17 protein-coding genes are annotated in these 18,454 nt (G+C 72.8%); 13 read left to right on the plus strand and 4 right to left on the minus strand.

Features of this window, described 5'->3' with window-relative positions; all coding sequences use genetic code 11:
• Positions 1-5 precede the first annotated feature (5 nt).
• From AB0M59_RS45300 to AB0M59_RS45325, 6 genes are read left to right on the plus strand one after another with little or no spacing between them, the layout of a single operon-like run.
• Entirely contained in the window at positions 6-1,160 is a 1,155-nt protein-coding gene (locus tag AB0M59_RS45300) for an ADP-ribosylglycohydrolase family protein (RefSeq protein ID WP_364628091.1), read from the plus strand.
• On the plus strand, positions 1,157-2,443 hold the full coding sequence (locus tag AB0M59_RS45305; RefSeq protein WP_364628093.1) for an ADP-ribosylglycohydrolase family protein: 1,287 nt from the start codon (positions 1,157-1,159) through the stop codon (positions 2,441-2,443). The genes AB0M59_RS45300 and AB0M59_RS45305 overlap by 4 nt, the downstream gene beginning before the upstream one ends.
• The gene (locus AB0M59_RS45310; protein ID WP_364628095.1) at positions 2,440-3,312 is read left to right on the plus strand and encodes a ribokinase; all 873 of its coding nucleotides are present in this window, start codon (positions 2,440-2,442) and stop codon (positions 3,310-3,312) included. The genes AB0M59_RS45305 and AB0M59_RS45310 overlap by 4 nt, the downstream gene beginning before the upstream one ends.
• Complete coding sequence (locus AB0M59_RS45315) at positions 3,309-5,156, plus strand: SUMF1/EgtB/PvdO family nonheme iron enzyme (protein ID WP_364628097.1); 1,848 nt, start codon at positions 3,309-3,311, stop codon at positions 5,154-5,156. The genes AB0M59_RS45310 and AB0M59_RS45315 overlap by 4 nt, the downstream gene beginning before the upstream one ends.
• Complete coding sequence (locus tag AB0M59_RS45320; RefSeq protein WP_364628099.1) at positions 5,153-6,361, plus strand: CoA transferase; 1,209 nt, start codon at positions 5,153-5,155, stop codon at positions 6,359-6,361. The genes AB0M59_RS45315 and AB0M59_RS45320 overlap by 4 nt, the downstream gene beginning before the upstream one ends.
• Positions 6,358-7,173, plus strand: a complete 816-nt coding sequence (locus AB0M59_RS45325) for a CoA ester lyase (RefSeq protein ID WP_364628101.1) — start codon at positions 6,358-6,360, stop codon at positions 7,171-7,173. The genes AB0M59_RS45320 and AB0M59_RS45325 overlap by 4 nt, the downstream gene beginning before the upstream one ends.
• Positions 7,174-8,326: 1,153 nt before the next feature.
• On the opposite strand, the gene AB0M59_RS45330 is transcribed toward AB0M59_RS45325, so the two are convergent.
• Positions 8,327-9,412 (minus strand): DUF5937 family protein, encoded by a 1,086-nt coding sequence (locus AB0M59_RS45330; RefSeq protein WP_364628103.1) that lies wholly within the window; start codon positions 9,410-9,412, stop codon positions 8,327-8,329.
• 66 nt (positions 9,413-9,478) lie between these two features.
• On the opposite strand from AB0M59_RS45330, the gene AB0M59_RS45335 reads away from it, so the two are divergent.
• On the plus strand, positions 9,479-10,672 hold the full coding sequence (locus AB0M59_RS45335; protein ID WP_364628105.1) for an MFS transporter: 1,194 nt from the start codon (positions 9,479-9,481) through the stop codon (positions 10,670-10,672).
• On the opposite strand, the gene AB0M59_RS45340 is transcribed toward AB0M59_RS45335, so the two are convergent.
• The 3 genes from AB0M59_RS45340 to AB0M59_RS45350 form a co-directional block, all read right to left on the minus strand.
• Complete coding sequence (locus AB0M59_RS45340; protein WP_364628107.1) at positions 10,657-11,979, minus strand: jacalin-like lectin; 1,323 nt, start codon at positions 11,977-11,979, stop codon at positions 10,657-10,659. The genes AB0M59_RS45335 and AB0M59_RS45340 overlap by 16 nt on opposite strands.
• Positions 11,980-12,068: 89 nt before the next feature.
• On the minus strand, positions 12,069-12,269 hold the full coding sequence (locus AB0M59_RS45345) for a hypothetical protein (protein WP_364628109.1): 201 nt from the start codon (positions 12,267-12,269) through the stop codon (positions 12,069-12,071).
• Positions 12,266-12,688: a DUF6010 family protein gene (locus AB0M59_RS45350; protein WP_364628111.1), complete on the minus strand. Its 423-nt coding sequence runs from the start codon at positions 12,686-12,688 to the stop codon at positions 12,266-12,268. Before AB0M59_RS45350 ends, AB0M59_RS45345 begins: the two co-directional genes overlap by 4 nt.
• A gap of 125 nt (positions 12,689-12,813) precedes the next feature.
• On the opposite strand from AB0M59_RS45350, the gene AB0M59_RS45355 reads away from it, so the two are divergent.
• From AB0M59_RS45355 to AB0M59_RS45380, 6 genes are all read left to right on the plus strand, one after another.
• The gene (locus tag AB0M59_RS45355) at positions 12,814-13,455 is read left to right on the plus strand and encodes a TetR family transcriptional regulator (RefSeq protein ID WP_364628112.1); all 642 of its coding nucleotides are present in this window, start codon (positions 12,814-12,816) and stop codon (positions 13,453-13,455) included.
• Positions 13,456-13,596: 141 nt separating this feature from the next.
• Positions 13,597-15,069, plus strand: coding sequence for an amidohydrolase family protein (locus AB0M59_RS45360; protein WP_364628114.1), 1,473 nt, complete (start codon positions 13,597-13,599; stop codon positions 15,067-15,069).
• Entirely contained in the window at positions 15,066-16,199 is a 1,134-nt protein-coding gene (locus tag AB0M59_RS45365) for a M20 family metallopeptidase (protein ID WP_364628116.1), read from the plus strand. Before AB0M59_RS45360 ends, AB0M59_RS45365 begins: the two co-directional genes overlap by 4 nt.
• Before the next feature lie 32 nt (positions 16,200-16,231).
• Entirely contained in the window at positions 16,232-17,116 is an 885-nt protein-coding gene (locus AB0M59_RS45370) for a GNAT family N-acetyltransferase (RefSeq protein WP_364628118.1), read from the plus strand.
• Entirely contained in the window at positions 17,113-18,219 is a 1,107-nt protein-coding gene (menC, locus tag AB0M59_RS45375) for an o-succinylbenzoate synthase (protein ID WP_364628120.1), read from the plus strand. The genes AB0M59_RS45370 and menC overlap by 4 nt, the downstream gene beginning before the upstream one ends.
• Positions 18,216-18,359 carry a hypothetical protein gene (locus AB0M59_RS45380; protein WP_364628122.1) on the plus strand — a complete coding sequence of 48 codons (144 nt, stop codon included), beginning with the start codon at positions 18,216-18,218 and terminating at the stop codon, positions 18,357-18,359. The genes menC and AB0M59_RS45380 overlap by 4 nt, the downstream gene beginning before the upstream one ends.
• Positions 18,360-18,454: the final 95 nt, after the last annotated feature.

An 18,454-nucleotide genomic window follows, 5' to 3' on the forward strand; every position in this document is an offset into this window, starting at 1 on the left:
GATTCTTGACCTGGCTGGAAGACCGGGCCGTCGCGGTGATCACCGGTGCGGCCGTCGGGGACGCCCTCGGCGGCGCCACCGAAGGGTGGACGCCCGAACAGATCGAAGAGCGGCACGGCGGCCGGGTGACCGGTGTCGTCGGGCCGTGGTACCCGGACTGGCGGACCGCCCGGCCCATCGCGCCCTACCACAAGGGCGACGGGCACATCACCGACGACACCCTCATGACGCGGGCACTCGTCGAGGTGTACGCGAAGCGCCGCGCGCACCTCGACGCGTACGCGATGGCCGAGGACCTGGTGCCGCTCATGATCGGCGAGCCGCGCTGGGTGCCGGAGCTGGAGTCGACCGCGTTGCTGCTGCAGCGGGTCTTCCTGGCGGAGAAGTGGATCGTCGCGAGACTCCACTATGGACACGTCGACCCACGCGAAGCCGGCGTGGGCAACGTGGTCAACTGCGGCGCGGCGATGTACGTCGCCCCGGTGGGCGTCGTCAACGCGGGTGACGCGCGGGCGGCGTACGCCGAGGCGATCGACCTCACCGGCGCGCACCAGTCGAGCTACGGCCGCGAGGCGGCGGGCGTGCTGGCCGCGATGGTGGCGGCCAGTGTCGCGCCGGGCGCGTCGCTCGACGACGTCGTCGCGGCCGGGCTGGACGTCGCGCACGACGGGACCGCGGCGGCGCTGCGGGCCGTCGTCACGGAGTTCGGTGGCCGGACCGTCCCCCCGGCCACCGACGACGAAGAGCGGGCCCTCGCCGCGCTCGTCCGGGAGACGGTCGCGCCGTTCGACTCGGTGGGGCCGAAGTACCGGGAGATGTCGATGGACGCGCGGCGCCCGTCGCGGACGAAGTCCATCGAGGAGCTGCCCGCCGCGGTGGCGTTCGTCCTCGCACACCGGGGAGACTTCCGCGGTGCGGTGCTCGCCGCCGTGAACTACGGCCGCGACGCCGACTCGATCGCCGTGATGGCGGGTGCGCTGTGCGCCGGCCTCGGCGGGACCGCCGTCGTCCCGAAGGACTGGGTCGACACGATCGGCGAGGCGAGCCGGATGGACCTGCGGGAGACCGGGGACCTGCTGGCGTCGGCGGCCGCGGACATCCTGCGGGCCGACCGCGAGCGGGCCGCGGCCCGGGCGGCCTTCCTCGGGGAGCCGGCGTGAGGCTGACCTGGGCCCAGCCCGAGGACCTGCTCCCGCACGAGCTGGTGCAGTCCCTCGCCGAGGGCAAGGACGTCACCGCGGTGCGGGAGCGGTGGGTCGCGGCGGGTGGCTCGGCCACGCCGGCCGTCAGCGGCGCGGGTCCCGCGATGCCCGCGTTGCGTTCTCTGGCGCGCGAGCTGCTGGACGAGCTGGACGCGCCGGTCGCCGAACCTTCCTTTGATTCGCTCGCGCTGCCTGCCGCGCCTTCGCTGCCTCGGGGGTCGCGTGGGCGTGAGCTGGACGCGTGGACCGGCCGGGCCGCCGGGTGCCTGCTCGGCAAGCCCGTGGAGAAGATCCCGCGGGAGGGCATCGAGGAGATCCTGCGGGCGACCGGCCGCTGGCCCCTCAACCGGTGGTTCACCGCGGTGGGGCTGCCCGGCGACGTCGCGGCGCGGTGGCCGTGGAACCGCCGTTCGGCGCCGACGTCCCTCGAAGAGAACATCGACGGGATGCCCGAGGACGACGACCTCAACTACCCGATGCTCGCTCTTTCCTTGCTGGAGAACCACGGCCGGGACTTCACGACGTCGGATGTCGCGCAGCTTTGGCTGGACAACCTGCCGGCCGGACGGGTGTTCACGGCGGAACGCGCGGCGTACCGGAACCTTCTCGACGCGCGCGTCGTCCCGGAGACGGCGACCTACCGGAACCCGTTCCGGGAGTGGATCGGCGCGCTGATCCGCGCGGACGTGTTCGGCTGGGTGTCCCCGGGCGACGTGCGTTCGGCGGCTCGGTTGGCGTGGACGGATGCCCGGCTCAGCCACACGGGCAACGGCGTGTACGGCGCGATGTGGGCGGCGGCGCTCGCCTCGGCGGCGATGGTGTGCGACACGGTGGAGGAGGTGCTGGACGCGGCGTTCTCCGTGGTCCCGGCTGGCTCCGACCTGGAGTCCGCGATCCGCTTCGGCCGCTCGGCGGCGTCGGAGGGCGATGTCCGAAGTGGACTCGACCGGCTTCATGCGGAGTACGGGCACTTGCACTGGGTGCACGTGCTGAACAACGCGGCGACGATCGCTTACGCGCTCGCGAAGGGCGGCGGGGAGCTCGGGCCGAGTGTGTCGATCGCGGTGACGGCGGGCTGGGACACGGATTCCGTGGCCGCGACGGTCGGGGGAGTGGTCGGCGCGGTGAGCGGGGTGGACGAGTACTGGAGCAAGCCTCTGGACGGCCGCATCGCGACGTCGCTGCCGGGCGGGGAGCGATGGATCGCGGACCTCGCGGCCCGGACGGTGGCACTCATATGAACGGAAAAGTCATGGTCGTGGGTTCGGCCAACGTCGACCTCGCCGTCGATGTGCCGCGGGTGCCGAAAGCCGGGGAAACCGTCCTCGGTGCGCGGTTGCGTCGGAGTCCCGGGGGCAAGGGCGCGAACCAAGCCGTTGCCGCTGCCTTCGCCTGCGGCGCCGACACCACCTTCGTCGGCGCCCTCGGTGAAGACGAAGGCGCCGACCTGCTCCTCGTCTCCCTCGGCGGCGCCGGGGTCCGGACCGACCTCGTCGAACGCGCCGAAGCACCCACCGGCACCGCCTTCATCACCGTCTCCCCGGACGGCGAGAACGCCATCGTCGTCGCGCCCGGTGCCAACGACCACGTCGTGATCGGCCCTGCCCAGGCCGCGCGGATCGCCGAAGCCGACGTGGTGCTCGCCCAGTTGGAGATCCCCCTCGACGTGGTGGCGGCTGCCGCCGCGGCTCGGGAGAAGAACGCGAGGATGATCCTCAACGCCGCCCCCTCGCGCGAGCTGCCGGAGTCGCTCTGGGCCGTGCTCGACATCCTCGTGGTCAACGAACACGAAGCGGCCGACCTCGCCGGCGAGCCCGAGAAGCTGCTCGAGCGGGTGCCCGCCGTCGTCGTCACCCTCGGCGGCGAAGGGTGCGTGATCCTCCGGCGAGACCAAGAACCCTTGCGGATCCCCGGCTTCCCAGTGGACGTCGTCGATACCACCGGCGCCGGCGACACGTTCTGCGGTGTCCTCGCCGCGGCGCTGGCCCAGGGCGAAGACCTCCCCGCGGCCGCGATACGCGCGTCGGTCGCCGGGGCGCTCGCGGTCACCCGGCCCGGTGCCCAAGCCGCCGTTCCCAGCCAAGACGAGGTCGCAGGAAAGACGCCATGACCTACACGTTCGACCCGCTCGTCCCGCGTCCGATCGACCGGCCCGCCGACGTCACCGGCCCCGATCCCGACGCGGCCAAGATCTTCGCCGCGCCCGCGGACCCGGCCGACCGGCCCGCGTGGCGCGAGGCCCTCGAGAACTGGCGCGAGGACGCCCGAGCCCGTCACGGCTACACCGGTGCGGCCTACGACCGTCCACAAGCGACTTGGGCGCAGACCTGCCGCACGGTCGCCCAGGTCTGGCTCTGGGACGAGCTGCTCTACTCCTTCGACGAGCACCGGTTCACCCCGGAACGCTTCCTCGCCGACGCGCGCGACCGCTTCGGCGGCCTCGACGCCGTCGTCCTCTGGCACGCCTACCCGGTGATCGGCCTCGACGACCGCAACCAGTGGGACTTCTACCGCGACGTCCCCGGCCTCACCGAGCTGATCGAGACCCTGCACGAGCAAGGGCTGCACGTCTTCGTCGACTACAACCCCTGGGACGTCGGCACCCGCCGCGGCGCCGACGACCTCACCGAGCTGGCGGCCCTCGTCGCGGACCTGAAAGCCGACGGCGTCTTCCTCGACACCCTCAAGAAGGCCGAGCCCGACTTCGTCGACCGCCTGGAGGCCGCCCGGCCCGGCATCGTCCTCGAAGGCGAGTCCAAGCTGCCGGTCGAGCGGATCGAGGACCACGCGGCGTCGTGGGCCCAGTTCTTCGCCGATTCGCCCGTCCCGGGCGTCCTGCGCGCCCACTGGTACGAGCGCCGGCACATGCAGCACCACGTCCGCCGCTGGCACCGCGACCACAGCGAAGAGCTGCAGTCGGCGTGGCTCAACGGCGTCGGCGTCATGGTGTGGGAAGTCGTCTTCGGCGTGTGGGTCGGCTGGTCGCCCCGTGATGCCGCGACCGTCCGCCGGATGGTCACGCTCCAACGCGCGGCGCAAGACCTGCTGCTCGACGGCGACTGGACGCCCCTGGCCGAACTGGACCCGGCGGCCGAAGCCGCCAGCGTCTACGCGTCCCGGTGGGAGCTGGACGGCAAGACCTTGTGGACCCTCGTCAACCGCGGCGACACCGACTACCACGGCCCGCTGCCGGGGACCGATCTCTTGGGCGGCGTCCCGGCTCGCGGGATCGGCGCGACGGTGCAGGGCTGGCGACCGGATCTCCCGGCGCTGCCGCATGACCCGGATTCCCGCTTCCCGCACCGGATCGCGACCCGGGTGAGTCCACAAAGGACCACTGGAAAGCCCGACGCGGACGCCGTTGTCGTCCCGGCCGGGCCGTACGTGCTGACCGTGCGGTACCGCGCCCGCGAGACCGGCATGTACCAGGGAGCGCCCTACGTGGACGAATGGAAGCCGCTCCCGCCGCGCCTGCACGACGCCCGCACTCTGCAGCGCGAAGGCGAACTGGCCACAGCGGTGGCGGTCGCGGCCACCGAAGTGACCAACGCGCAGTTCGCGGAGTTCCTGGCCGCCACCGGCTACGAGTGGAAACAGAAGCACGCGGGCGCCCCGGACGAGCCGGTGACGTACGTCGATCTCGACGACGCGCGGGCGTACTGCGCGTGGCGCGGTGGGCGCCTGCCCACCGAAGACGAATGGCAGCTGGCCGGAGACAGCCTCAACCGTGGCACCCCGGCCGTGTGGAACTGGACCGAGAGCGAACACTCCGACGGGCGGACGCGCTTCGTGATGCTCAAGGGCGGCAGCGACTACGCGGCCGAAGGCTCCGAGTGGTACGTCGAAGGCGGCGTGAAGACACCGGACTACACCGTAAAACTCCTCCTGCCCGGCCTCGGGCTCGCCCGCAGCGCGACGGTCGGCTTCCGCTGCGCCTGGGAGGTGACGGCGTGACCGTCTCCCGCGACCGGTCGGCCGGCGCCCTCGCCGGGCTGCGCGTCGTCGACGCGTCCACGCTCTTCGCCGGCCCGATGGCCGCGATGCACCTCGGTGACATGGGCGCCGAGGTGATCAAGGTCGAGCACCCGCGCAAACCCGACCCCTCGCGCACCCACGGCGCCGCGAAGGACGGCGTCAACCTGTGGTGGAAGACCCTGGGCCGCAACAAGCGCACGGTCACCGCCGACCTCGGCAGCGAAGGCGGCCGCGAGGTGTTCCTGGCCCTGGCCACCACGGCGGACGTCGTCATCGAGAACTTCCGCCCCGGCACGCTCGAACGCTGGAACCTCGGGTACGACGAGCTGGCGAGCTGGAACCCGCAGCTCGTGCTCGCGCGCGTCACCGGCTTCGGGCAGCTCGGCCCCTACCGGAGCCGGCCGGGCTTCGGCACGCTCGCCGAGGCGATGAGCGGGTTCGCGGCGACGACGGGGGAACCGGACGGGCCGCCGACGCTCCCGCCGTTCGGGCTGGCCGACGGCGTCGCGTCGCTGGCCACGGTGTACGCGATCATGGTCGCGCTGGCCTCGCGCGCGAGCAGCGGGCGCGGGCAGGTCGTCGACACCGCGATCATCGAGCCGATGCTGGCCATGCTCGGCCCGCAGATCACGCGCTGGGACCAGCTGCACACGGTTCAGCCGCGCACCGGCAACCGGTCGACGAACAACGCGCCGCGCAACACCTACCGCACGGCCGACGGCCAGTGGGTCGCGGTGTCCACTTCGGCCCAGTCGATCGCCGAGCGCGTGGTCCGCATGGTCGGCCGGCCCGACCTGGCCGACGAGCCGTGGTTCGCCACCGGGGCCGACCGAGCGCAGCACGCCGACGAACTCGATGAAGCCGTCGGCAAGTGGATCGGGCAGCGCACGCGCGACGAGGTCGTCGCCGCGTTCGAGGAAGCGCAGGCCGCCGTCGCGCCGATCTACGACGCCGCCGACATCGTCGAGGACCCGCAGTTCCGCGCCCTCGGCACGATCCACGAGATCGAGGACGCTGACCTCGGCCCGATGCTCATGCAGGGCCCGCTGTTCCGGCTGTCCGGCCATGACGGCGTCATCGGCTTCACCGGCCGCCAGCACGGCGCCGACACCGACGCCGTGCTGGCGGAGCTGGGTTTCTCGCCCGAGCGGGTGGCCGAGCTGCGCGAACGGGGTGCGGTGTGAGCCCGCCGCTGACGTTCCTCTACACCCCGGCCGACCGGCCGGACCGGGTGCGCAAGGCCCTGGCGTCCGAGGCGGACGTCGTGCTCGTCGACCTCGAGGACGCGGTCGCCCCGGCGCGAAAGGACGAAGCCCGGTCGAACGCCTTGCAGCTGCTCGCCGCGGTGTCCAGGCCGGTGCAGGTGCGCGTCAACCACCCGAGCACGCCCTGGCACGACGCCGACCTCGCCGCACTCGCCCGGCTGCCGCTCGCGGTCGGCGTACGGCTGCCGAAGGTCGAAGCGCCGGCGGAGATCCTGGCCGTCGAGGCCACCCTGCCGGGCCGGGCGCTGCACCCGCTGATCGAGTCGGCGCTCGGGGTGGAACGGGCCCTGGACCTCGCGACGGCGTCGCCGCGGATCGCGTCGATCGGGCTCGGCGAGGCCGACCTGCGCTCGGACCTCGGCGTCGCCGACGACGCCGGGCTGGCGTGGGCACGCAGCCGCGTGATCGTCGCGGCGCGAGCGGCCCGGCTCGCACCGCCCGCGATGTCCGCCTACGCGAACGTCCGCGACCTCGACGGGCTCGCGGCGTCGTGCCGGGCGGGTCGCGCGCTCGGCTTCCGCGGCCGGACCGCGATCCACCCGGTGCAGCTCGAGACGATCCGGACGGCGTTCCTGCCGACGGCGCAGGAGGTTTCGCGGGCGCGGGAGGTCATCGCCCGGGTGGCCGACGCGACGGCCGCCGGCGTCGGCGCGATCGCGTTGCCCGACGGGACCTTCCTCGACGTGGCCATGGTGGAGCAGGCGCGGACGGTGCTGTCGCTGGCCGACTAGTACGAGCGTTGTACGAAATTTGGATCCGCGTCTGGCGCAATGGCGTCATGCGAACTCCGAAAGTGCTCTTACTGGCGCTGGCCGTGGTGGCCGGCGCACTGGCGCTGCCCGGGACGGCCAGTGCCGCCTACAGCGACCCACTGACGACCACGACCAAGCAGAACCTGGTCTGGCACGCGACGCCGGCCGCCGCGCTGACCGCGCTCGACAACGCGCTGCCGAACGTCAGTCTCAACACCGTCGTCAACGACCCCAGCTACGCGATGACCGGCTGCACGAGCGCGGAGAAGGCCGCGCTGCCCAAGGCGCCGGCCGCCACGAAGTCGTTGTGCTGGGATTCCGAACGCGCGGGCAGCACGACCTGGGTCCCGCAGGGCATCACGACGTCCGGGGACGCCGACGACGACGGCATGTGGGGTGCGGACAAGGTCATCCTGTCCGGCTGGCACGGCACCGACGCGCTCGGCCGGTACAACGACGCGCGGATCCAGGCCGTCAACTACAACGACCCCGCTTCGGCCGCCCACCGGATGATGTACCTGGCCGTGCCGAACAGCACCGGCAGCAGCTTCTCCGCGGCGAAGGCCCACATGGGCGGGATGGCCTGGCTCGGCGACAAGGTCTACGTCACCGCCGTCGGGAACACCTCGACCGCGGTCCGGGTGTTCAGCACCAAGCACATCCTGCAGCTGACCGACACGACGTCGAACGCGATCGGCAAGACCTCGAGCGGATATGCCGCGTACACGTACAAGTACGCGATGATGCAGGTCGGTTACTACACCTACGCGGGCGGCACGTGCAGCATGGCGTCCGACACGGGCGTGCCGTGCTTCTCGTCGATTTCCCTGGACCGCAGCACGAGCCCGGCCAGCATCGTGACGACGGAGTACTTCTCCGACCAGAGCCTCCACGGCCGCCTCTACCGCTTCCCGATGGGCGCGGACTACCTCCTGACCGGGACCGCGACGGAGGCGTTCCGCAGCTCCGTCGGCAACATGCAGGGCGTCCTGTCCCACGACGGCAAGTGGTACGTCGCCCACAGCTCGGCGACGATCAACGGCCAGCTCTGGGCCCAGACGACGGCGGCGAGCACGTCGGCGACCTGCGGTTCCACGGCAGCCTGCTGGGCGGTCCACCCGGAGGCGCTGACCTACGACTGGTCGACGGGCCTGGTCTGGTCCCAGTCGGAGTGGTCGACGGCCGACTGCCAGGCGCAGAACCAGACGTGCGGCCGGTCGGTGTTCGCGGTGCCGCTGTCCTCGCTGGGTTGACCGGTGAGCAGGGCCGTTCCGAGCGCCGTGATCAGGTAGAGGACCTGGCGCCCGGAGCGTTCCCGTTCGACCAGCCCGTTCTCCCGCAGGACGGTCAGGTGCTGCGACACCGCACTGGGCGTCACGCCGAGGGCGCGGGCCAGATCGGTGGTGGTGGCGGGGGAGCGCAGCGCCTCGAGGAGCCCGGCCCGTGCGCGGCCGAGCAGGCGGACCGTGCCGGCCGCCGGAGGCCGGGTGCCCGCCGTCCACAGGGCGCCGCGGCCGCGGGCCGGGTAGCGGACCGTCGTCTGCGTGGACGTGCGCCGCTTGACCAGGACGTGCGGGCAGCCGAGCACGACGGGGATGAGGACGAGGCCGCCGGGACCCTGGTTCACCCGGCGGTCGCCGTTGAGCAGCAGCTTTCCGGCGTGCCAGCGCAAGTCCGGGTGCAGGCCGGCGAACAGTCGTTCCGCGCCGCCCGCGGCCAGCAGCCGCGCGCGATGGGCGACGTCGGCGTCGAGGACGGCCCGGATCCTCGGCCAGTGCGGGGCGAGCAGCCGGTCGTGCGCCCGGAGCAGCTCTCCGGCGATCGCCTTCAGCCCGGCCGCCGGGTGCGCGGCCAGCTCGGCGACGGTCCCGTGGAGGTCGGAGCCGAACACCCGCCCGAGGCTGGTCCGGACCTGACGTGCGGTCGTCCGCCGCAGCGCGGCCAGATCGTCCTTTATGGACGGACCGGAGCCGCGCGGAGCGGGTACCAGGAACTCCGGCCAGTTGGGCCGGTCGCTCACGATCAGCGGCCACGTCCACGGGAGGTCCAGCGGTGCGCGGGCGAGCTCGTCCTCCGCCCAGCGCAGCCACGGCAGCGCGCTCGCCTGCCGGTCGCGGCCGCCCAGCTGCTGCAGGCACGCGACCGTCTCCGACAGCGGGGAGATCGCGAAGCGGGTCGCCGCCAGCTCCGCGACGCCGAGTTCGATCGTCAGGGCCATGGTGCCGAGTATGTAGCACGGGGCTAAATGCTGTCCGGACCCGGCGCCCGCCCCGAGGATCGGACCATGACCCTGCCGACGGCGTACCGGCGGCTGTGGTGGGCCACCGGCATCGACAACCTCGGCACCGGCGCGTTCACCGCGGCGGTGCCCCTCCTGACCGTCACGGTCACCCACGACCCGCGGCTCGTCTCGCTCGTGTCGGCCGCGGCGTACCTGCCGTGGCTGCTGTTGTCCCTGCCCGCCGGTGCGCTGGCCGACCGCCACGACCGGGCCGGCCTGATGTGGCGCGCGCAGGCGGCGCAGGCCGTGCTGGTCGCCGTGACCGCCGTCCTGGCCGCCCGCGACGCGATCGGCATCCCGGTCCTCGCCGCCATGGCGTTCGGGCTCGGCGCGGGCGACGTCGTGTTCGGCACCGCGGCCCAGGCGATCCTGCCGGACCTGGTCGCGAAGCCGCTGTTGCCCCGCGCCAACGGCCGCCAGCAGGCGATCACGACGGTCACCCAGCAGTTCGCCGGGCCGCCCCTGGGCAGCGTGCTGTTCGGCGTCTCGGCGGCGCTCCCGTTCGGCGTCGACGCCGTCTCGTTCGCGGTGTCCGCGGTCCTGGTGGCGAAGTTGCCGCGGCGGGCCCGTGGGCCCCGGCCGCGGTCCGCCGTCCGCGACGGCCTGGCGTGGCTCCTGCGGCACCGGCTGTTGCGCACGCTCGCGATCCTGGTGGGCGTCAACGCCTTCTGCGGCCAGCTGGCTGCCGCGACACTCGTCCTGCTCGTCACCCAGGTCGTGCACCTCGACGCGCGCGGCTACGGCCTGCTGCTCGCCGGGGCCGCGTTGGGCAGCGCGCTCGGCGGCCTGGTCAACGCGCGCATCGTGGCTCGGATCGGGTCCCGACCGGCGTTGCTGACCGCGCTGACGGCGAACGTCGGCGCGTTCGCGGGCATCGGCCTGAGCCGCGACGCCGTCGTGCTCGGCGCGTTCCTCGCCGTGAACGGCTTCGCGACGACGCTGTGGAACATCGTCACCGTCGGTCTCCGGCAGCAGCTCGTGCCGTCCGCGCTGCTCGGCCGGGTCACCAGCGCGTACCGGCTGCTCGGCTGGGGCCTGATCCCGGTCGGCACCCTGACCGGCGGGCTGGTCGCCCACGGACTGGGGCTGCGGGCGCCGTACCTCGTCGCGGCCGCCGTACGCGGGCTCGGCCTGGTGGCCGCGCTACCCGTGCTGCTGAGTCCGTTGTGGACCGACGGCGGTCAGCGCCGCGTGTAGATGAAGCCAAGCTGGTCCACCTCGTCGCCGGCACGACCGTGGAAGCCCGCGATCTGCCAGCCGTCGGGTGCGGTGGCGGTGGTGCAGTCCGACGTCCGTGTGCCGCCGGCGAGCGTGCCTCCGCGGTTGGTCGTGATGCTCGCGGAAAAGACCCGCGTGTGGCCGTTGTAGCTGCCTCGGCACAGTTCGGCCGAGACCGCGTACTCGCCGTCGGCCAGCCGGTAGGTCCGCGGGGTGCCGCCGGTCCCGCCGTGGCTGAACGTCGTGCCGTCCGCCGACGTCGAGCCGATCCGGTCGAGGCGGGCGCCCGCGCTCAGGGTGAACGTCGAAGCCCGCGCGGCCGGCGCGACCCGGTCCAGGTCGGTGAACGGCGTGCCGTGCGGGCCGCCGAACCGGTCGCTCAGCCGGAACTCCGGGTCGACTGACCAGCTGAACCGCACGGTCACCGGATCGTGGTCCGACAGCATCGCCCCGGACGCGTCGAGGAACGCGTTGTGCTCGTTGTTGTAGTACGTCGCGTCGAGGGTGATCAGCTTGTTGCCACGGTAGAGCACCTTGTCGACGATCTCGCACGCGTTCGTGACCGCGGTTTCGTCGCACACCAGGGGATCGCTGCCGGCGGCGGGCGGGACGCCGCCGCGTTCGAGCCGGACCCACGCGTCGGTCAGCCCGTTGTCGGACGCGAACGCCCGGATCGTGTCGGCGGCGCGGGTGTAGCGCGTGTTGGTGTCGCCCATGACGACGACGGCGTTGCCCGCCGAGTGCGTGGTGATGAACGCCGTGAGCTGGGCGAGGTTCGCGGCACGCGACACCTGGTCGCCGTCGTTCGTGCCCGCGTTCGTGTGGATGTTGTACGCGTCGACGTAGACGCCTTCGGCGAGCCGGAGCCGGGTGAAGGTGAAGCCCTTCGGCGTCAGGCAGTCGCCCGAGTCGAACTGGCACGAGTTCCAGCGGACGCGCTCCAGCTCGTCGACGGGCAGGGCGGACAGGCTGTTCAGGCCGCTCCCGATCCCGGCGCCGCCGCTGGTCGGCGTCCGGTACGGGTGGGCGTCGGCCGCGTACAGGTTGGCGTGGTAGTTGAAGTCCTCCTGGACGTGCACCAGGTCGTACGGGCCGAGGCGCTGCCCGATGGCGGTCGTGCTCGGCGCGCGCGGGGTGGGAGCGCTGGAGATACCTTCGGGCAGCCCGGCGACGTTGTAGGACAACACGCTGAAGGTGCCGCCGGCCGCGTGGGCGGCGGGAGCGGTGAGGCTGAGGGCGGAAGCGGCGAGAACGGCCGTCGTGAGGGCGGTGAACACGCTGCGCATGGCGGTGTTCCTTCCGGGGGGCGGGGAGCGGGAACAGCCATCGTGAAGATTTCTCACGTTAGCTCGTTGTTCGCGCTCACACAACCGCCTCAGGCGCCGGGGTGTCCGCAGGCGTAGACGTTCGCCGAGGCCAGCCGCACGCAGGCGGGGCAGCTGTTCACCGGCCGGTCGCGGCGGCCGTAGTACGGATGCCGGGCGCCGCACAGCGCGACGAGCACTTGGCCCGGTTGCGGGTCCGGATTGCACCGGGGGCAGAAGGCGTGCGCGGCGCGTTCGACATCGGTGCTCATGTCCGCTCGGGTACCCGCGGCCCGGGCGTGCCAACCCGCCGGAACCACGAGAAGACCGAGCGGCCGCCGGTGAAGCACCAGATCGCGATCACCGGGTCGCAGAACGCGCAGCCGAACGACGAGTCGTGCGCGAACGGCAGGATCGGCTGGCCCTTCAGGTGGTGGACGACGTCCCAGCCGGTGTGCAGCAGCCAGCCGATGCCGATGAACGTCCACGAGTCGAGCCCGCGGAACGCGACGTACGTCATCACCGCGCAGAACACCAGCTCCCACGGCCCGAGCGCGCCGCCGGAGAGGTAGGCCGCGCCGGCGCCGCCCACCACGACGGCGTTGAACTTCCGCCGGTGGGGCTCGGCGATCAGCGAGCTGAGCACGACGTAGAGGAGGCCGATCAGGATCGGCGCGAGCACTGCGATCATGATCGACCACGCTAGGAACGGCCGGCCCGGGCGGCCAGTGGCTGTTCTGCCACCCTCCGCCGATTTCTCGCCAGCGTGGCGGCTCCGTAAGGTAGGGGGCCGGTGGATGATCAGGTGGTTTCGAAATGAACGTGAAGGCGGCCCGCGCGAGTGCGACGCGGGAAAGCATCCTGGTGACGGCGGAGCGGTTGTTCGCCGAGCACGGGGTGCAGGTGGTGTCCAACCGGCACATCAGCGAGGCCGCCGGGCAGGGCAACAACGCCGCCGTCAACTACCACTTCGGCACGAAGGTCGACCTGGTCCGCGCGATCGTCCGCAAGCACGCCGAGCCGATGGAGCGGCTGCGCGCGGAGCTGGTCGAGGCGACGGACGAGGACGCGGGGCTGCGGGAGTGGGTGGCCTGCCTGGTCCGCCCGAGCACGACGTACCTGCGCGAGCTGGGCGCGCCGACGTGGTTCGCCCGGTTCAGCGCCCAGGTGATGACCGACCCGGCGCTGCGGGCGATCATCGCGGAGGAGTCGCTGGCGTCCCCGGCGCTCGCGCGGGCGGTGGAGGGGCTGAACCGCTGCCTGGACGGCCTGCCGGCCGACGTCCGCGCGGAGCGCAGCGACATGGCGCGCCAGCTGATGATCCACATGACGGCGGAGCGTGAGCGAGCGCTGGCGGAGGGGACGCCGACCCCTCGGGCGACCTGGGACGACGCGGGGACGGGCTTGATCGACGCGATCACCGGTTTGCTCCTGGCTCCGGTCACGCCGCCTTCCTGACCGAGTCGTTCGCGACCCTGCGGCGCCGGGGGAGTTCGTCCGCGCGGATCAACCCCGCCGCCCCGATTCGTCGTCACGCACGAACGGCACCGCGCCAAATCCTCCTAACGTCGCCGGGAACGACGACGAGGAGGCGGACGGGTGCACACACTCTTGCGGGGCGGCCGGGTCGTGGACCCCGGGAGCGGGTTCGACGGCGTCGCGGACGTGCTGCTCGGCCAAGGCCGGGTCGAGGCCGTCGGCCCGGGCCTCGACGCCCCGGACGCCACGGAGGTCGACGTCAGCGGGCTCGTCGTCGGACCCGGGTTCGTCGACCTGCACAGCCACGTGCACTCCGTCGCCGGGCAGCGGCTGCAGGCCATGGACGGCGTCACCACCGCCCTCGACCTCGAAGCCGGCCTGATGCCGATCGACCGGGCCTACGCCGAGGCCGCCGCGGCCGGGCGGCCGCTGCACTACGGATTCTCCGCCTCCTGGGGCGCCGCCCGGGCGCAGGTCCTTGCGAACATCGCTCCCGACGCGAGCATCGACAGCGGGCTCGCCATCCTCGGAAACCCGCGGTGGCAACGGAGTTCGTCGAAGACGGAACTCACCGCGTGGCTTTCGCTGCTCGAAGCCGAACTCGCGAAGGGCGCCCTCGGCATCGGCATCCTCATGGGCTACGCGCCCGCGACCGAGCCCGGCGAGTTCATGGCCGTCGCGCACCTCGCCGCGAAGGCCGGCGTGCCCACCTACACCCACGTCCGCGAGCTGGTCGAGGTCGACCCCGCCATCCCGGTCGACGGCTCGGTCGAGATCGTCGCCGCCGCGGGCGAGACCGGCGCCGCGATGCACCACTGCCACGTCAACAGCACCTCCGGCCACCACATCGACCGCGTCCTCGCAACCCTCGAAACCGCCCGGAGCGAAGGCTCGCGCGTCACCGTCGAGGCCTACCCGTACGGCGCGGGCAGCACCGCGGTCGGCGCCGCCTTCATCGAACCGGACCGCCTGCGCCTGAAGGGCTTGAGGCCGTCGAGTGTCGTCATCCTCGAGACGGGGGAGCGGGTGCGCGACGAAGCCCGCCTGCGGCAGCTGCGAGAGGAAGACCCGGGCGCGCCGTGCCTCCTCGAGTTCCTGGACGAACAAGACCCCCGCGACCGCGCCCTGCTGCACCAGGCGCTCGCCTTCCCCGACGCCGTCGTCGCCAGCGACGCCATGCCGGTCTACTGGAAGGACGGCCGCACCGAGAGCACCGAGTGGCCGCTGCCCCCGGGCGGCACGACGCACCCGCGGACCGCGGGCACCTTCGCCAAGACCCTGCGCCTGATGGTCCGGGAAGCCGCGGCGTGGAGCTGGCTCGAAGCGTTCCGCCGCTGCTCGTACCTGCCCTCGCGGCTCCTCGACGACGTCGCGCCCGCCGCCCGCCGCAAAGGCCACCTGGGCGTGGGGGCCGACGCCGACCTCGTCGTCCTCGACCCGGACCGCATCACCGACGCCGCCACCTACACCGACTCCACGCGCCCGTCCGTCGGCGTCCGGCACCTGTACGTCGCCGGAGTTCCCGTTGTCAGCGAAGGAAAGTTGAACACCGGAGCGCTGCCCGGCAAGCCGCTGCGAGGTGAGCCGCGGTGATCGACGACATCGAGACGCTCGTCCGCTGCGAATCACCGTCGGGCGACCACGACGCCGTCGCGCGCAGCGCGGAAGCCGTCGCCGCGATCGGGCGCCGCCTGCTCGGTGCCGAGCCCGAACGTCTCGTCACCGACGGCTGCACCCACCTGCGCTGGCGGTTCGGCGACGGACCGCCGCGCGTCCTGCTGCTCGGCCACCACGACACCGTGTGGCCGCTGGGTTCCCTGCGCACGCACCCCTTCGAAGTCCGCGACGGAATCCTGCGCGGACCCGGCTGCTTCGACATGAAGGCCGGCGTCGTGATGGCCCTGCACGCCGCCGCGGCGCTACCGGACCGGGACGGACTCTCGATCCTCGTCACCGGCGACGAGGAGATCGGCTCGCCGCGGTCCCGCGTGCTGATCGAGGAAGAAGCCAAGACCTGCGACGCGGTCTTCGTGCTCGAAGCCTCGGCCGACGGCGGCGCGCTGAAGACCCGCCGCAAAGGCGTTTCCCAGTACTGGATCCAGGTCGAAGGTCGCGCCGCGCACGCTGGGCTCGAACCCGAAAAGGGCGTCAACGCGGGGATCGAGGTCGCCCACCAGATCCTCGCGGTGGCCGCGCTCGCCGACCCGGACCGGGGGACCACCGTCGTCCCGACCGCGCTGACGGCGGGGACGACGACCAACACCGTGCCCGCCGCGGCGAGTGTCGCGGTCGACGCCCGCGTGTGGGACGCCGCCGAGCAGGACCGCGTCGACCAGGCCGTCCGAAGCCTGACGCCCTCGAACAAGGACGCACGGATCCGCATCGCCGGCGGCATCAACCGCCCACCCCTGGACGCGCCGGCGTCGGCAGACCTGTTCGCCCTGGCCCAAACACTCGCGGAAGGGCTCGGCGTCGGGCCCCTCACCGAGGCGGCCGTCGGCGGCGCGTCCGACGGCAACCTCACGGCAGGACTGGGGATTCCGACGCTCGACGGCCTCGGCGCGGTCGGCGGCGGCGCCCACGCCGACCACGAACACGTCGTCGTCGCCGAGCTGCCGCGCCGGACCGCGCTGCTCGCCGCGCTCACCGAAACCGTGCTGGCGCACCGGAGTTCGTCCGCCGCGACGAACGCGCGGGGCGAATCCGGTGCGGGACAACGGTGACCCGCGGCCGGTCTCCGGAGAGGATCGGAGGCGTGACAGATGTCGTGACGAACACAGCCCCGCCGCTGCGGGACGAGGCGGCCGCCGTCGCGGCCACCGCCGCCACGGCCTCGGGGGTCCACGTCCGGACCCTGGCCGAGGTCGCCGACCTGACCGCCGTGACCCGGCTTTTCGAGTCGATCTGGCGTCCGGCCCCCGGCAACCAGCCCGTGACGTCCGAACTGTTGCGCGCCATGGTTTCGGCGGGCAACTACGTCGGGGGCGCGTTCGACGGGCCTGATCTCCTCGGCGCCTGCTTCGGGTTCTTCGGCGGTCCCGCGAAGGGAGGACTGCACAGCCACATCGCCGGGGTCGCCACCGCCGGGCACGGCCGCGGCATCGGCTTCGCGCTCAAGCTGCACCAGCGCGCGTGGGCGCTGAGCCAGGACGTCCCGGTGATCTCGTGGACATTCGACCCGCTGGTGCGGCGCAACGCCCACTTCAACCTGACCAAGCTCGCCGCCCGCACGGAGCAGTACCTGCCCGACTTCTACGGCCCGATGCGGGACGGCATCAACGGCACGGGCGACACCGACCGCCTCATGGCCGTCTGGGACCTGGCGAGCCCGTCCGTGCGGGCGGCCGCCGAGGGCAGGCCCGCCCGGCTCGACGCGGCCGCACTGCGAGCCGAGGGAGCCGCGGTCGCGCTGGCCGCCGGCGCCGACGGTGGCCCGGTCACCGGGCCCGCCGACGCGCCGGTCGTGCTGGTCGCCGTGCCGGCGGACATCGAGGCGCTCCGGCGCACCGACCCCGACCGGGGCCGGGCGTGGCGGGTCGCGCTGCGGGAGGTGCTCGGCGGTTTGCTGGCCGGCGGCGCCTCGGTCGTCGGATTCGATCGTGCCGGCTGGTACGTGGTCGCGAAGGAGCAGTCGTCGTGAAACTCACCGGGATCGAACTCCTGCGCGTCCGGATGCCCTTGGTGGCACCGTTCCGGACGTCGTTCGGCACGCAGGCCGAACGGGAACTCCTGCTGCTGCGCGCGGTGACGTCCGAAGGCGAGGGCTGGGGCGAGTGCGGCGCGATGGTCGACCCGCTCTACTCCTCGGAGTACGTCGACGGCGTCGAGCACGTGCTGCGGACGTTCCTCGTGCCGGCCCTGCTCGCCGCCGAAGACCTCACCGCCAACAAGGTCGCGCCGCTGCTGGCGAAGTTCAAGGGCCACCGGATGGCCAAGGCCGCGCTGGAGATGGCGGTCCTCGACGCGGAGCTGCGCGCCCACGGCGTGTCCTTCGGCACGGCGCTGGGGTCCACCCGGGACTCCGTGCCGTGCGGGGTGTCCGTCGGCATCATGGACACCGTCCCGAAGCTCCTCGACGTCGTCGGCGGCTACCTGGACGACGGGTACGTCCGGATCAAGCTGAAGATCGAGCCCGGCTGGGACGTCGAGCCGGTACGCGCGGTCCGCGAGCGCTTCGGCGACGACATCCTGCTGCAGGTCGACGCCAACACGGCGTACACGCTTTCGGACGTCCCGCAGCTGCAGCGGCTCGACCCCTTCGAGCTGCTGCTGATCGAGCAGCCCCTCGAAGAGGAGGACGTGCTCGGGCACGCCGAGCTGGCCAAGCACATCCGGACGCCGATCTGCCTGGACGAGTCGGTCGTCTCCGCCCGCTCGGCCGCCGACGCGATCAAGCTCGGCGCGTGCCGGATCGTCAACATCAAGCCGAGCCGCGTCGGCGGGTACCTGGAGGCGCGGCGGGTGCACGACGTCTGCGCCGCGCACGGCGTCCCGGTCTGGTGCGGCGGGATGATCGAGACCGGGCTGGGCCGGGCGGCCAACGTCGCGCTCGCGTCGCTGCCCGGGTTCACGCTGCCCGGCGACACCTCGGCGTCGGACCGGTTCTACACCGACGACATCACCGAACCGTTCGTGCTCGAAGGCGGCCGGCTGCCGGTCCCGCAGGGCCCGGGCCTCGGTGTCACCCCGATCCCGGAGCGGCTGGCCGAGGTCACGACCGCGAAGGCGTGGCTCGCGTCATGACCACAGTGGACACGATGCTCGCGCGGGCCCGGCAGTACGCGGTCCGGGCGGCGGTCACCACGTCGAAGGTCCGGATCCGGGTCGCGGTGGGGTACGCGGCGGCCCGGTCGGCCCTGCCGCGGCGCCTGCGACCGCGGTGATTCGTCCGCCGGATGAAAGATTCCCCGGGCCTCGTCGGTTTCGCCGAATCGGCCGCCCGCTCGCCGTCCTAGCATCCCCGCATCGCCGGTTCCCA

The organism is Amycolatopsis sp. NPDC051371 (assembly GCF_040682155.1).
Taxonomy (GTDB): domain Bacteria; phylum Actinomycetota; class Actinomycetes; order Mycobacteriales; family Pseudonocardiaceae; genus Amycolatopsis.